Below are 15,393 nucleotides of genomic sequence, written 5' to 3'. Positions count from 1 at the left end.
TAAAATCTTTTTTTACAATTATACCACAATGCAAACATTTGCGTAAAGCCTTTTCATAGATAAAATAATCCTTTGTTCAAGATTATCATTTTTTACAATAGCTTTTATTCCAAAGAACCGTATTTAAAATATTCTAAAAATAAGGAGCCCTATCGAAAAAGATAGAGCAAGATAATAAATTGAATATGCAAAATAAATCGACCCACGGAAAATAGCATCACAGTCGCAAATTGACTGCCTTCTTTGGTACCATTATATAAAAATAAGGTCGAGATAAAGGTAAATCCTAATGCAAACCCGAGCATTTGCAAATCATGATAGGATTGAGCATAAAAATAAAGGGTTATGGCTAGTAATATCATAGACAAGACTGTCAAAACAAGTCTGAGTCCATTCATCCTTCTTGTTTTAAAATAACTAAATAAGGCTGAAACCAACGTAACTAGCAGATAAATGACCATATAGGAAATGACAAGAATTTTCATCTAGCCCTCCAATTCGCTTAAGTATTCATAACGCTCATATTTTTCCAATAGAGATTTATTTTTCTCTTCCAACTCCTTTTGCAAGTCGGACAACTTTGTAAAATCACTTCCGCAAGTGAGCATTTCCGATTCAATCACCTGAATTCGATCTTCTAAACTAGTGATTTCATCTTCAATACTTGCCCATTCCTGCTTCTCAAAATAGGACATCCGCTTCTTGCTTGCCTTGATCTTTTCTGTTTTTTCCTTTGGCATTTCTAGCGAAATAGCAGATCTGGAAGCTAGAAAGGCCTTCTCATCCAAATAGTCTGTGTAGTTGCCAAAGAAGGTCTCGATACCGCTATCTTCGAATGCCAAAATTTTATTTGCTACCTTATCTAGGAAATACCGATCATGGCTAACGATAATCACTGGACCAGAAAAACCTTGTAAGAAATGTTCGAGTACTGTCAAGGTTGCAATATCCAAATCATTTGTTGGCTCATCTAAGAGAAGTACATTTGGTCGTTGCAAAAGAATTTTGAGTAAATAAAGCCGCTTCTTCTCCCCGCCTGACAACTTTTCGATCAGCGTGCCATGCATATTCCGCGGAAAGAGAAATTGTTCTAATAACTCCGCAATTGAGACCATGCCAGAACTTGTCTTAACTTCATCAGCCACTTCTTGTAAGAAATTGATAACACGCTTGCTTTCATCTAATCCTTTGATAGTTTGCGAGAAATAGCCGATTCGGATAGTTTCCCCAATGTCCACTTTTCCGCTATCTGCTTGTAACTCACCAGCAATCAGATTCAAAAGGGTGGATTTTCCTTTACCATTTTCTCCGACAATCCCAATGCGATCCTTATTTTGAATGAGTAAATTAAAATCTGATAAAATGGGCTTATCTGGATACGAAAAGCTGACGTGATCAAACTTGATGACTTTTTTACCAATACGTGAGGTTTCAAAATTTATTTCCAGCTCACTGTCATCTATTGACTGAGCTAAGTCACCCTTTAGGTCATGAAAACGATTGATACGAGCTTGTTGCTTTGTTGCACGCGCTTGTGGCTGTCTTCGCATCCATGCAAGTTCCTGCTTGTACAATTGCTCTTTCTTATGACGAAGAGCTGCATCGCGCTCATCCTGATCAGCTTTTAAGCGCACATAATCTTGGTAATTTCCCTGATATTCAGTTAAATTTGCACGGTCTAGCTCAAAAATCCGTGTTGCAACATTGTCCAAGAAATAGCGATCATGGGTAATAAAGAGGACAGACTTTTTAGTATTTTTTAAAAACGTTGTCAACCATTCAATCGTATCAATATCTAAGTGGTTGGTAGGTTCATCGAGTAATAAAAGGTCTGCATGACCAAGAAGGACCTGGGCCAATTGAACACGTCTACGCAAACCACCTGAGAGTTCAGAAACAGTCATATTTAACTCAGTAAGGCCTAGCTTTGAAAGAACCGTTTTGACCTGACTTTCGATTTCCCAAGCATTTAATGCATCCATTTCAGTCATTATAGTTTCTAACTTTGATTGACTTGCTTCATCATAATTCGACATGAGCAACTCGTACTCACGAATCAACTGCATTTCGCGTAAATCCGAAGATAAAACCGTATCTAAAACTGTTTTACTCTCATCAAAAACAGGCTCCTGAGTCAAATATGAAATTTTATATGTATTTTTTGTACGAAATGGAGATACATCCCCATCAAATCCAATTCGACCTGATAAAACATCCAAGAGAGTTGTTTTTCCCGTTCCATTGACACCGATTATCCCAATGCGATCTCCTTGGTGAATAATGAAAGAAAGGTCAGAAAAGACCGTCTTATCTCCTACTGACTTGGTAAGATGCTCAACGATAAAATCACTCATTATCTAAGATTCCTTTCACAAATTTCATAATTTCTACAGATGAATTAGCCAAGGTCCCCTCAACAATCTGGAATTCAATTTCTTTTAATAATTCACCTAGAACTGGCCCTGGTTTAAGACCAAAGGCTTGCATGAGATGACCACCATTAGCAACAATTTCGTGTCTATCATGTATTGTTAAAGATTGATCAACTCTTTCTATTGCTTTGAAATCTGTAGAGAAACCTTGAGCTTGACGCAATTCCTCAACCAAATAGAGCAATTCTTTGCCATACTTGAAACAAATTTGTTTTGTGACAGTTCCTGCATGCCGCATATGGTATATTTCTACTAATTGAATAACCGTCCGTTGAAAATCATTACTGGTCTTCCATTTTTTCAGGAAAGATTTGATATTTTCAATTTCCAGGCAAACAACAAGCATGGCCCAAGCTTGTTCAGAAGTTGAAAATCGGAAAGCCTCATCTAAACGAGTCAACATGGTCTCTAACTGTTCACCTTTTCCTGCCAAATCAGGCAAGAACTGATAAGCCTTAGAATCTATCATCGCACGCAAGCCATTTTGCCAATATTCAGCGACCAGGAGCTTATCAAATTCTATAAAACTCCGTTCTACAGATATTTTTTCCAAGAGCGGTGCAGTATCTGCCATTGCTTTAAAAGTCACTTCCTCGATTTTAAAGTTCAATGTTGCTGCAAAACGAAAGCCCCGCATGATTCGTAAGGCATCCTCATTAAAACGTTCGGACGGAATACCAACAGCCCGAAGTGTATGATTTTCTAGGTCAGAAAGCCCTTGAAATAGGTCAATGATTGTTGACTCCTCATCAAGTGCAAACGCATTCACTGTGAAATCACGTCGTTTCAAATCTTCTTCCAGGGAGCGCACAAAAGAAACCTGACTCGGTCGTCGGAAGTCAACATAGTCCTCTTCCGTCCGAAAGGTGGTAATTTCATACTCTTTTTGTCCTTCCAAAACCAAGACTGTTCCATGTTCAATGCCAACGTCAAATGTGCGTGGAAAAATTTGCTTGGTTTCTTGTGGATAACTGGATGTGGCAATATCTACATCATGAATTTGCCTTCCAAGAATTGCGTCACGAACAGACCCTCCTACAAAATAGGCCTCATATCCAGCTGATTTAATTTTCTCTAAAATCGGCAAAGCCTCCTGAAATTCAGAAGGCAGATTGGTTAATTTCATAATAAGTGTTCCAAACCATAAACGAGTTGTGAGCGATGAACAACCTCTTTAATGCCAAGGTTAACACCACTCATAAAAGAAATACGATCATATGAATCATGTCGAATTGTCAGACCCTCACCTTGTGCACCAAAGATGACCTCTTGGTGAGCGACCAAGCCTGGCAAGCGAACGGAATGAATGCGGAACCCATCGAATGCTGCGCCACGAGCTCCAGCAATTAATTCTTCTTCATCTGCAACACCTTGAAGCAGGGTTGGCCGTACTTGAGAAATCAGCTCGGCTGTTTTTACAGCTGTACCACTTGGCGCATCTTTCTTCTTATCATGGTGAAGTTCAATAATTTCAAGATTAGGGAAATACTTAGCTGCTTGTGCGGCAAATTGCATTAACAAGATCGCTCCGATCGCAAAGTTTGGTGCAATCAATCCACCTAAACCTTTTTCGGCAGACAAAGCTGTCAATTCTTCAATTTCTTCCGAAGTAAATCCAGTCGTCCCAACGACAGGTGCGAACCCATTTTCTAAAGCAAAACGAGTATTTTCGTAAGCAAATTTTGGTGTTGTAAAGTCAACCCAAACATCCGCTTCCACGCCCGCAACTTCTTCCTTGTTTTTGAAAACAGGAACACCACCAACTTCGGTCTCGGTTGCAAATGGATCCACTAAGGCAGCCAACGAGAGGTCTGTATCACCATTGACCATTTCTACGGCTGTTGATCCCATTTTCCCTTTAAAACCAGCAATAATCACATTAATTGTCATAAGAACTCCTATTCAATAATGGGTGAAATACCAAAGGCTATGGCACCTTCGCCTAAATGAGTACCAATTACAGATCCAAATGTGACGATTGGTAACTCGCTAGTAAGCCCAGCTTCTTCCAACAAATCCTTGAAATTATCTGCTTTTTTAGGTGCATTCGCATGAATAATAGCTAATTGATAGTGTCCATCCGCAGTTTTTTCCTGTAAAATTTCAAGAAGTCGTTTCACAGCTTTTTTCTCTGTACGAACTTTTTCGTATACTTCAATCTTCCCTTCGGAAGTAAAATAAAGAATTGGTTTGATACTCAAAAGGTTTCCCAGAATCGCAGCAGCATTCGACAAGCGTCCCCCTTTTACCAAATGATCTAAATCATCTACCATAATAAAAGCAGAGGTTTGTTCAATTTGACAGTTAAGTTTATCACAAATCGTTTCAAAATCCTGACCTGCATCAGCCCATCTAAGAACATTCTCTACCATCATACCAAGCGGTGCAGAAGTAATTTTTGAATCTGGGATTGCAATGGTTAGATTTTCAAATTCATCAACTAAATACTGAATATTTTGATAAAAACCTGAAATTCCTGACGATAAAAACAGACCAATTGCATGAGTAAATCCTTGTTTCGATACTTGAGACAGGATTTCTTCCAATTTCATCAAACTTGGCTGACTCGTTTTTGGTAATTCTGCTGAAGCAGCCATTTTTTGATAGAATTCTGATACTGTTAAATTCTGTCCTTCTATATAAGACTCCCCATCAATCGTAACAGGAATGGGTAGAACAAAGACACGCTCATCAGAAATAATCGTTTCGCTTAAAACAGCCGAGCTGTCCGTAATAACTGCTATTTTCATTTAAATCTCCAAATTTACACCAGGTGCATCAAATGCAATCTCGGTTACGTCATATGTCATTCTCTTTAAGATATCCAGAAGTGGTTCAGCCAAGACACGCTTATCTTCGTTTGTAAATTCAGTTGGTTCTTCAACAAAACGGTTTTGCAAGTGAACAGCCTGGCTCATCGCTCCAGAAATAACATGTTGATTCAATACAATCATAAATCGGAGAATTGTAATCATAGATGTTTTATTTTCCTCACGACTATGCTTGAGCAATTGAAAATCAACGTTCAATTTTGTCACTGGGACTCCATTTTCTTTTTCCCATTCGTGATTACGAGCATCAAAATGATATTGATTAACAAATTCTTTTTCGCGAATAATTTCCATCTTTTTTCTCCAATACACAGTTATAGAATTATTATACCATAGTTTGTGGTGAAAATGAAAAAAACCTTGCCAACAGACAAGGTTTTTATATTCTTATTTAGGTTGACGTAGTGCTCCGTAAAGGACACCTGAAACTACTGCACCGATTGCAACATAAGCAAGGTAGAGAAGTGGATTAGATGTAAGAGCAATTACGAAGATACCACCGTGTGGAGCAATCAATTGGATGCCTGACAAACCAACCAAGGCACCTGCAAGGGCAGAACCTGCGATAAAGCTTGGAATTGCACGAGCTGGGTCAGCAGCACCAAACGGAATTGCACCTTCAGTGATGAATGAAAGCCCCATAACGATGTTAGTCAAACCTGAATTGCGCTCTTCTTGAGTAAATTTATTTTTGTAAAGCAAGGTAGCAACGAATACTGCCAATGGTGGAACCATACCACCAGCCATAACGGCAGCCATTGCAACTGAACCACCATTTGCGACAGTTGCTGCAAGTGTACCAGTACCGAAAACATAAGCTGCTTTATTGACAGGTCCACCCATGTCAACTGCCATCATTCCACCAAGGACAAGTCCAAGTAAAACAGCTGAACTACCTTCAAGACCAGATAAGAAATTGTTCATACCTGTGTTGATAGCTGCCATCGGAATATTGACGAAGAACATCAAGAAACCTGTGAGTGCTGTACCTAAAAGTGGCAAGAGCAAGATAGCATTCAAACCTTGAAGGGATTTTGGAAGGTTGCGCAAAGCGTTGCGAAGAACGAGCACTACACCACCAGCAAGGAAACCACCGACAAGGGCACCCAAGAAACCGGATGATACACCAGCAAGAGCAAGGGTTTCTTCACCACCAGCTGCATAAGGAATTTTACCGAAAGCAAGGCCACTATTGGCAATAGCACCAGCTACGAAACCCGCAACCAAACCTGGTTTTTCAGCGATTGAGTAAGCAATATAACCTGCAAGAAGTGGCAACATGAAGCCGAAGGCTGCTCCACCAATCTTCATAAACATGGAAGCTAATTCATTGTAAGAACCAAGACTACTTAAGCTATCATTAGGAACACCAAGTAAGTTATCGACTAAAAAGGCTAAAGCAATCAGGATACCACCACCGATAACGAATGGCAACATTTGAGATACACCGCTCATCAAGTGCTTATAGAAAGCTTTACCAAGACTAAGTTTTTCAGAAGATTCCACAGTAGCTGCTCCTTCTGACGCTGTATAAGTTGATGCTTTACCTTCCAAGATAAGTTTAATCAATTCTTCTGGCTGTTTGATACCAGCTGCAACTGGACGAGATACCAATGGCTTACCATTGAAACGTGACATATCGACAGCCTTATCTGCTGCGATGATGACACCTGCAGCATTCTTAATATCTTCAGCAGTCAATTTATTACCCACACCTGAGGCACCATTTGTTTCAACTTTGATGTCAACTCCCATTTCTGCTGCTTGCTTCTTCAGGGCTTCTTCCGCCATATATGTGTGTGCAATCCCTGTTGTACATGCAGTAACAGCAACAATAAATGGACGGTCACCACTTGGAGCTACAACCACTTCTTCTGCAACCTTATCTGCTGCTTCGGCTTCGTCAAAGACTGCAATGACTTCTTCTGGACTAGATACACTACGAAGTTTGTCAGCAAAACCTGGTTTCATCAAGTATTTTGACAATTCAGCAAGAGCAGCCAAGTGAGTATCATTAGCACCTTCTGGCGCTGCAATCATAAAGAACAAGTCAGTAGGTTGACCATCAAGACTTGCATAGTCAACGCCTTTATTTGATTTTGCAAAGAGAACAGTTGCTTCTTTCACAGCAGCATTCTTAGCGTGTGGCATTGCAATCCCGTCACCAAGGCCTGTTGTAGTCTGTGCTTCACGATTGAGGATTCCTGTTTTAAAAACTTCAAAATCAGTAACGTATCCCTTATCTACCAAGCTGGTAATCATTTCATCAATGACTGCTTCCTTGCTTGTCGCTTGCAAATCAAGCAACATGACATCTTTTTTCAAAACGTCTTGAATTTTCATAGTGTTTCTACCTCAACTTTTTCATAAATTTCCTTAATAAATTCGATACTTGCCAGATCATCTGAAAAGGCTGTTGCCGTACCGCAAGCAACTCCCCATTTGAGGGCTTCGATTGGGTCTTGTGAGCGAACGTATTCACCTGTAAAACCTGCCACCATGGAATCTCCAGCTCCGACAGAGTTTTTCACTGTACCCTTGATTGGTTTAGCAAAGTAAGTAGCTGCTGGAGTGACCATCAAAGCACCATCACCAGCCATAGAAATGATTACATTCTGAGCACCCATTTCTAAGATTTTCTTAGCATAGGTCTCGATGTCTGCAATGCCATTCAATTCGACATTGAAGATTGCTTCAAGTTCATGGTTGTTTGGCTTGACCAATAATGGTTGGTGTGCTAGTGAGTCAAGAAGTGTTTTACCTTCAAAGTCACAGACAACCTGTGCCCCTGTTTCTCTCACCACTGGAATTAATCGGTTATAAACTTCGTTACCAAGGCTTGCCGGTGCAGAACCTGCAAATACAACAATGTTGTCTTTGGTAAGACCTGCAAGAATCATCTCTAATTCTGCCAACTGTAAATCCGTCACGACTGGTCCCAATCCATTGATTTCAGTTTCTTGATCAGCCTTGATTTTCACGTTTATCCTTGTATCTTGATCTACTTGAACAAAATCAGTTTCAATCCCTTCGGCTACCAATCCATCCTTAATAAATTGACCCGTAAAGCCTCCAAGAAAGCCAGTTGCTGTATTGGAATACCCCAAACGCTTTAAGACACGGCTAACATTAATTCCTTTACCACCAGCATACTTATCATCGCTCTCCATACGATTGACACTGCCTATTTCGACATGCTCTAAACGAACAATATAGTCAATAGCTGGATTGAGCGTAACTGTATAAATCATACCTCAATAACCCTCGTTTTCTCTTTTATTATATCCAATAAACTGCTTTCTGATGTTTGGCAGATAATGTTGGCTTTTTCGGTTGCAGCAACCTTCACAAAGGAAAATTGTCCAATTTTAGATGCATCCACAAGTACATAACTTTCTTTTGCGTTATCAATAACAGTCCTTTTTATAGTTGCCTCCTCAACATCTGGTGTTGTCAAGTAGTGTTTGTCAATACCATTCATACCAAGAAATGCCTTGTCAAAATTGAGTTGCCGTATTTGATCTATTGCTACCGCACCAACGGAAGCATCTGTTGATTGCTTGACAAACCCACCAATAATAATGGTTTTTATCTTGCGTTCAACCAACTTAACCGCGTGATGAACCGAATTTGTCACAACTGTAAGATTCTCTTGATGAAGATAGTCAATCAGCAGTCCTGTAGTGGTTCCGGCGTCTAAAAAGATTACATCGCCATCTTTAATTAGCTGAACCGCTCGTTCAGCAATCTCTCGTTTTCCTTGAACGTTTTTGACAGATTTTTCCAGTATCGATTCTTCTAACTGTAAATTGCCTGTTGATTGAGCGCCTCCATGCACACGTCTCAGTTTTCCCTCATTTTCTAATTCATCTAAATCCCTACGAACAGTGGACTCAGACGTTTCAAGAATCTCAACTAACTCTTCTAAACGAACATACTGTTGTGCCTGTATTCGCTCTAAAATGAGTTGTTTTCGCTCTGATTTGAGTATGTTCAACACCTCCTGCAATCGTTTACAAAATCTATTATACACGAATAATTTATCATGTCAATCATTTTCTTTCAAATACCGTCGAAAAACTTCAATTTTAAATTTTTTACTTTCCCATTTTAAGGTGGCAGGATGAAAAGATCCACTTAAGATTTCACTCATCAAGGCTCTTGACAACGGATATTTTTTCATTTTCGAAGAGTATAAATGGTTCCTATTATTTTATAATGACGAAAAAACCGATCCATCAAACGATGAATCAGTCTTATACTTTTTCTCTGTACCATTAAATATTAAACAGAAGATCTACTATTCTGCAGTGGCAATGTTACGTATCATTTCTTTCATCATTTCCATCTCTTCTTTTCTACCAATAGCCATTCGAATATGGTTGGACAATTTTCCACTTGGATAATACTTAAAATTCCACTCTTTTTCCAAGGCATAATAATGCAATTCTTGAGCCCATGGTGCAGAAAAAGTTACAAAGTTAGTCTGACTTGGCAGAACACGACAGTTTGGCATTGTTTCCAAAAATTCAACAAATGTTGCACGACTACTTTTTATTTCCAGGATTTTTTCTTGAACCAAGTCAGTATATCCAAGGGCCATTGTCCCTATTTTAGCTGTTAGGTTTGGCAAACTGTAAGGAGGAATAACCCGATCTAATTCAAAAATAAGTTGCTCGTCTGCAACTGCAAATCCCAGACGGATACCAGCTAAACCAAATGCTTTTGATAAGGTTCGCAGTACTATCAGATTCTTATATTGATTGATTTGATTAACAAAACTAGTTGTGTCAGAAAATTCTATGTAGGCTTCATCGATCACGACTAAGCCATCAAAATTGCGTATGAGTTCTTCGACCTCTTTTTCATCAAATGCCACTGAAGAAGGATTATTCGGATTAGAAAACATAATCATTTTCGCTCCCACAAGATTCGCATAAGCTAGTATATCATCAGCTTTCAGGCGAAGTGTTTCTCCATCACTAGGCAATTCATATTGTTTGAATCGGCTACCATGTAACTGATTATAAACTTCGTACATAAAGAAATCAGGATCGATGGTTAAAAAGACTTCATCCACTTTCAGAACCCCTGTAATTAGCATATGGATGATGAAATCTGATCCAACCCCAACCGTCAATTGCTGAGGCTGCACCCCAAGATAGGCCGCATAAGTCTCAATCAATTCAGCATACCGATTATCTCCGTAGAAAGATAACTCGCCAGCTGTAACAGCCTCTAAGGCCTCCTGTAAGAGAAAAGACCAATCAATCAGTCGATTCTCATTATCACCTAAATTGTACTTTGCCTGACCTGGCAATTTATAGGGTTCTAGATTTTCTATATCTGTTCTAAATAAGCTCATTTTCTCCTACTTTCTATTGTTTTGAACCTATCACATACTTTGGTTCGTTATAAAGCCTCAGGCCCTGAAAGAAAATTCTCGACAGTTACTATGATACTCTTCGAATAGTGCCAATGATAGATACAAACAAATAACTGATAAAATTTCCCTACTGAACCGTTCGTTTTTCTACAATATGCATACGAATGTTTAAGGTAATACCACAGGCAAAAATACCAACAATCAAACCAACCCAGTAAGCCTTAGGACCTAAATCTGTCGTTCCTTCTAATAAAAATGCAATTGGAAACGTCAATGACCAAAAAGAAATGAGGCCTAGTAAAAATGGGACAGTTGTGTCTTTGTACCCGCGTAGGATTCCCTGTATCGGAGCTGTAAACGCATCTGCTAACTGGAAGAATAAAGCAAAAACTAAAAAATCTGCCGTCAAACGGATAAACACCGGATTTTGACCATACCAACCCGCCACCATTTGCCGATTAAAATAGAGAAATGTTAGGGTTAAACCAGCAAATAGAATGGCGGTCAAACGGCCGATAATTGCATACTGACGCGCCGCTTGAGGTCGGTTTGCACCGATTTCATATGAAATCACAATCGGTAAGGCCATAGAAACGCTAACTGGGAAAGCATATAACAAGGTAGCAAAATTCATTGCAGACTGGTGAGCAGCAATGACCTGAGAAGAAAATTTTGCCATTTGTAAACTGACAACTGCAAAAATAGCAACTTCAGCAAAGACTTGCAAACCAATTGGAAGGCCCAATTTTAACCCAGCTTTTAAGAGGGAGAATTGAACAGGGCTCCATTGCCATAGTTGATACGAGGCGATACGCTTATTTTTAAGCATGACTAAGATAATGACCACTAGGACAGCCCAATAGGCTAAAGCAGTTCCCAACCCAGCTCCTGCCCCACCCAAAGTCGGGAATCCCAGCTTACCATAAATAAATAGATAATTGAATAAGCTATTAAAGGGAACTAGCAATAACATTAAATTCATGGACAAGCGTGTCATCCCTAAAGCATCGAAAAATGAACGGCAGACACTAAAGAGTAAAAGAGGCAAAATTCCAATAGAAATGTAGTTAAGATACGATTTTGCTATAGACTCTACCTCAGCGTCCAAGTGCAACAGACCAAGGACCGGGCCCGCAACAACCTTTACCAATACAAACAAGATGACTGCCAAACCAAGAGCTAGATAAACAAATTGGTGGAATTCCTCTCTGATTTTATCACGGTTTCCCCGCCCTAAGTGATGACCAATAATAGGAACCATAGCGGAAATAATTCCTGTTAGAAAAGAGAAAAACGGATTCCAAAGACTTGTTGCCATAGAAACTCCTGCTAAATCAAGGGTCCGATATTGACCAGTCATCATTGTATCAATAAAAGATGCAGAAAAATTTGCAAATTGATAAATGAGAATGGGGAGAAAAATCTTTAAAAAAAGCAGAAACTTTTCTTTTCGAGTGTGAGTTGGATACATAATCATTCCTTTTTATTCTAAGGTACCTTTTTATCGAAAACAATCGAATTAAACTCTCGGAAAATCAAAATTATCTGTTGTCTAGAGCCTTGATGAGTGAAAAGCTCCAGCAGAAGCTTTTAAACCTGTTACCTTGAAACAAGAAAGTAACAGAGTTATGTCTTCTGCTCAATGACGGGGACACAATTCTCTATATTTTCCAGCCTTCAACTATCTCCCAGATAGGTGAAGCTAGGCTACTTTTGATTCTCATTGACTATTATTTTCTAACTGTCAAAGGATACCTCTATTATTGTATCAGGACTGAAAGCATTCTGCAAACAAAGAAAGGACCTGCAATGCAAGTCCAATGGAATTATAAGGAATCACCGTTCCAAATTGAATTTTTTACTACAGCATAATCCACATGTTTTAAGCTTGTGAGATCACGCCCACCAGCATAAGAAATAGAAGATTGCAAATCTTGCTCCATTTCAATCAGAGTATCTTTCAAGTGACCTTTAGTAGGCAATAAAATTTTCTTACCCTCAACGTTTTTATAATCACCTTTTTGGTATTCAGATGCAGAACCATAGTACTCTTTAAACTTCTCACCATCTACTTCTACTGTTTTTCCTGGGCTTTCAATATGTCCTGCAAAAAGCGAACCAATCATAACCATGCTTGCCCCGAAACGAATGGATTTAGCAATATCTCCGTGGGTACGGATACCACCGTCCGCAATGATTGGTTTACGAGCTGCTTTTGCACACCAACGTAGCGCAGCCAATTGCCAACCACCTGTACCAAAACCTGTTTTTACTTTAGTTATACATACTTTCCCTGGTCCGATACCAACTTTCGTGGCATCTGCACCAGCATTCTCCAATTCACGGACCGCTTCTGGTGTGCCAACATTTCCAGCAATCACAAATGTTTCTGGCAATTCTTTTTTAATATGCTGAATCATATTTATCACACTATCAGCATGACCATGAGCAATATCAATGGTAATAAACTCAGGAGCATCTGCTTTCAAACTTGATACAAAGTCATATTCATATTCTTTTACACCAACGGAGATAGAAGCTATCAAACCTTGTTCATGCATGCGTTTGATAAATGGAAGACGGCCGGCTTCATCGAAACGGTGCATAATATAGAAATAACCATCCTTTGCTAACATCTCTGCAACATCTTCATCTATTATCGTCTGCATATTGGCCGGAACTACAGGTAACTTAAAGCTGTACTTTCCCAGAATTACACTTGTATCTGCCTCTGAACGACTATTGATAATACATTTATTTGGGATAAGCTGAATATCTTCGTAGTCAAAAATTGGAGTCTCGTTAATCATAATCGCACCTCTATTTTCATATAATTTTCAGAAAAAACAATAAATTTTCGTAATTAAACGAATTCATATGTATTATTATAGTTTATTGTTAGGTTTTTGTCAATGAAGATTAAGAATATTATAAAATCATTCGTATATTGGATTGTTTTTTATTTTTCTGATAAACAAATATTGTGATTGTTCAGAATTTAAGAAAGATTTCTAGTATTTTCAAATAAATATTCTGAATTTACCATATATTTCTGTCTCAAAAACAAAAAAATCTCCAAAAACTGAAGATTTTTAATCAAATTTATATAATTGCGGATACTTGTGACACTCAGGATTCTTTGGATGGCATACTTCTCTTCCAAAATAAATCATCGCCTGATGAGCTGGAAGCCATCGTTCAGGTGGCAAAACCTCCATAACCCGGTTTTCTGTTTCCAAAGGTGTTGCAGATTTTTTCACAATATCATGATGTTTGCAGATACGTCCTACATGGGTATCGACAGCAAACGCTGGAATCCCAAATCCGACACTCAATACTACGTTAGCAGTTTTTCGGCCCACACCTGTCAGCGCCTCCAATTCCTCACGTGTTTGAGGGACTATCCCATCATGACAATCCATCAACTGCTGGGCACATTCTTTTAAGAACTTAGCCTTATTTCGATACAAACCCAAGCGGGAAATAAAGGGTTCAATATCCTCCACATTCGCAGCTGCCATTGCTTGAGGGGTTGGAAAAGCAGCAAACAAACCTGGAGTAGCTTTATTTACTGCAGCATCAGTCGTTTGAGCAGAAAGTAGCACAGCGCACAACAGCTCGAAATGATTATGAAAATCCAAACTAGGTTTGGCATCAGGATAGAGTGCAATAATTTCTTCAATAACTTTTCTAGCACGTTTTTTTGATAATACCATGAATTCATTATAGCATGAAAACTTGGATTTATCTAAAATCTGGATTGTCATAAACCTCATTCCTCGTGATATAATAAGAAGAAAAGGGGGAATAAGTATGGACTTACAAGAACTCTGTAGAAAGGTTATTCAAGCAAGACCACGCAATAGCCATAAGAGAAGCTATGGTCGAGTCTTGCTGATTGGTGGACTGTATCCTTATGGTGGAGCGATTATCATGGCCGCACTAGCAACCGTCAACAGTGGAGCAGGCTTGGTAACTGTTGCCACTGAAAAAGACAATATACCAGCCTTATATAGTCATCTGCCTGAAGCCATGGCATTTTCATTTGACGATCAAGCCTTGCTGATAAGTAGCTTAGAAAATGCTGACTTGGTATTGATTGGTCCAGGTTTGGGGGAAAATAGCAGAGCTGAACAGTTATTAGACTTTGTTCTTGAACATTTATCTGACCAGCAGATTTTAGTTCTTGACGGCTCAGCCCTTACCTTAGTCGCAAAGCAAAACAGAAAGAACTTCCCGTGTAAACAAGTCATCCTGACACCCCACCAGAAAGAATGGGAACGGTTATCAGCCATTCCGGTTGCTGACCAAACAAGCCAAAAAAATCTTGAAGCCTTGCAATCTTTTCAAGAAAATACAATCCTTGTAGCTAAAAGTTCTGCTACACAAATCCTAAAAGCCCAGCCAAACCAAGTCACTCCAATAGGAGCTGGTGGTCCCTACCAAGCAACAGGAGGTATGGGAGATACTCTTGCAGGTATGATTGCAGGATTTGCTGTACAATTTCCCCATGTTCAACTATATGAGAGAATCCTTGTAGCAACCTACCTCCACTCCTATATTGCCGACCAACTGGCTCAAGATTATTATCTTGTAAAGCCAACTGATGTCTCAAGAAACATCCAAAAGACAATGGCTTCAATTTCAAACACAAACAACCGCCTAATCTGATATACTCCCCTTATAGTGGACAGTGAAAAAATAAAAATTTTCACTAGAAACTATAAGGGGAGTTTTACTATGT

At 39.1% G+C, this 15,393-nt stretch carries 14 protein-coding genes; 1 reads left to right on the top strand and 13 read right to left on the bottom strand.

What is annotated here, in order from left to right:
* Nucleotides 1–149: 149 nt before the first annotated feature.
* The 13 genes from ACPC58_RS03840 to nth form a co-directional block, all read right to left on the bottom strand.
* Nucleotides 150–485, bottom strand: a complete 336-nt coding sequence (locus ACPC58_RS03840) for a hypothetical protein (RefSeq protein ID WP_171989804.1) — start codon at nucleotides 483–485, stop codon at nucleotides 150–152.
* Complete coding sequence (locus tag ACPC58_RS03835; RefSeq protein WP_434065309.1) at nucleotides 486–2,354, bottom strand: ABC-F family ATP-binding cassette domain-containing protein; 1,869 nt, start codon at nucleotides 2,352–2,354, stop codon at nucleotides 486–488. It abuts the gene before it with no gap.
* Nucleotides 2,347–3,558 (bottom strand): CCA tRNA nucleotidyltransferase, encoded by a 1,212-nt coding sequence (locus ACPC58_RS03830; protein WP_434065308.1) that lies wholly within the window; start codon nucleotides 3,556–3,558, stop codon nucleotides 2,347–2,349. The genes ACPC58_RS03835 and ACPC58_RS03830 overlap by 8 nt, the downstream gene beginning before the upstream one ends.
* The gene (gene dapB, locus ACPC58_RS03825) at nucleotides 3,555–4,322 is read right to left on the bottom strand and encodes a 4-hydroxy-tetrahydrodipicolinate reductase (RefSeq protein WP_434065307.1); all 768 of its coding nucleotides are present in this window, start codon (nucleotides 4,320–4,322) and stop codon (nucleotides 3,555–3,557) included. Before dapB ends, ACPC58_RS03830 begins: the two co-directional genes overlap by 4 nt.
* An 8-nt stretch (nucleotides 4,323–4,330) precedes the next feature.
* Nucleotides 4,331–5,182 (bottom strand): DegV family protein, encoded by an 852-nt coding sequence (locus ACPC58_RS03820; RefSeq protein WP_434065306.1) that lies wholly within the window; start codon nucleotides 5,180–5,182, stop codon nucleotides 4,331–4,333.
* Nucleotides 5,183–5,557 carry a DUF1149 family protein gene (locus tag ACPC58_RS03815; RefSeq protein WP_130555322.1) on the bottom strand — a complete coding sequence of 125 codons (375 nt, stop codon included), beginning with the start codon at nucleotides 5,555–5,557 and terminating at the stop codon, nucleotides 5,183–5,185.
* Nucleotides 5,558–5,650: 93 nt separating this feature from the next.
* Nucleotides 5,651–7,606 (bottom strand): PTS fructose transporter subunit IIABC, encoded by a 1,956-nt coding sequence (locus tag ACPC58_RS03810; RefSeq protein WP_434065305.1) that lies wholly within the window; start codon nucleotides 7,604–7,606, stop codon nucleotides 5,651–5,653.
* The gene (pfkB, locus tag ACPC58_RS03805; RefSeq protein WP_434065304.1) at nucleotides 7,603–8,514 is read right to left on the bottom strand and encodes a 1-phosphofructokinase; all 912 of its coding nucleotides are present in this window, start codon (nucleotides 8,512–8,514) and stop codon (nucleotides 7,603–7,605) included. The genes ACPC58_RS03810 and pfkB overlap by 4 nt, the downstream gene beginning before the upstream one ends.
* Nucleotides 8,511–9,260: a DeoR/GlpR family DNA-binding transcription regulator gene (locus tag ACPC58_RS03800; RefSeq protein ID WP_434065303.1), complete on the bottom strand. Its 750-nt coding sequence runs from the start codon at nucleotides 9,258–9,260 to the stop codon at nucleotides 8,511–8,513. Before ACPC58_RS03800 ends, pfkB begins: the two co-directional genes overlap by 4 nt.
* A gap of 303 nt (nucleotides 9,261–9,563) precedes the next feature.
* Entirely contained in the window at nucleotides 9,564–10,628 is a 1,065-nt protein-coding gene (locus tag ACPC58_RS03795) for an aminotransferase class I/II-fold pyridoxal phosphate-dependent enzyme (protein ID WP_217373815.1), read from the bottom strand.
* Between the two features lie 148 nt (nucleotides 10,629–10,776).
* Nucleotides 10,777–12,120: an MATE family efflux transporter gene (locus tag ACPC58_RS03790; RefSeq protein ID WP_434065302.1), complete on the bottom strand. Its 1,344-nt coding sequence runs from the start codon at nucleotides 12,118–12,120 to the stop codon at nucleotides 10,777–10,779.
* Nucleotides 12,121–12,475: 355 nt separating this feature from the next.
* Nucleotides 12,476–13,459: a GMP reductase gene (gene guaC / locus ACPC58_RS03785; RefSeq protein ID WP_434065301.1), complete on the bottom strand. Its 984-nt coding sequence runs from the start codon at nucleotides 13,457–13,459 to the stop codon at nucleotides 12,476–12,478.
* 282 nt (nucleotides 13,460–13,741) lie between these two features.
* On the bottom strand, nucleotides 13,742–14,365 hold the full coding sequence (gene nth / locus ACPC58_RS03780) for an endonuclease III (RefSeq protein ID WP_434065345.1): 624 nt from the start codon (nucleotides 14,363–14,365) through the stop codon (nucleotides 13,742–13,744).
* Nucleotides 14,366–14,462: 97 nt separating this feature from the next.
* Between nth and ACPC58_RS03775 the strand changes: the two genes are divergently transcribed.
* The gene (locus tag ACPC58_RS03775; protein WP_277837239.1) at nucleotides 14,463–15,320 is read left to right on the top strand and encodes an NAD(P)H-hydrate dehydratase; all 858 of its coding nucleotides are present in this window, start codon (nucleotides 14,463–14,465) and stop codon (nucleotides 15,318–15,320) included.
* Nucleotides 15,321–15,393 lie beyond the last annotated feature (73 nt).

The sequence above is a fragment of the Streptococcus sp. VTCC 12905 genome, assembly GCF_049893385.1.
Classification (GTDB): domain Bacteria; phylum Bacillota; class Bacilli; order Lactobacillales; family Streptococcaceae; genus Streptococcus; species Streptococcus suis_AA.
This window is presented reverse-complemented; position numbering and strand designations above follow the sequence as displayed.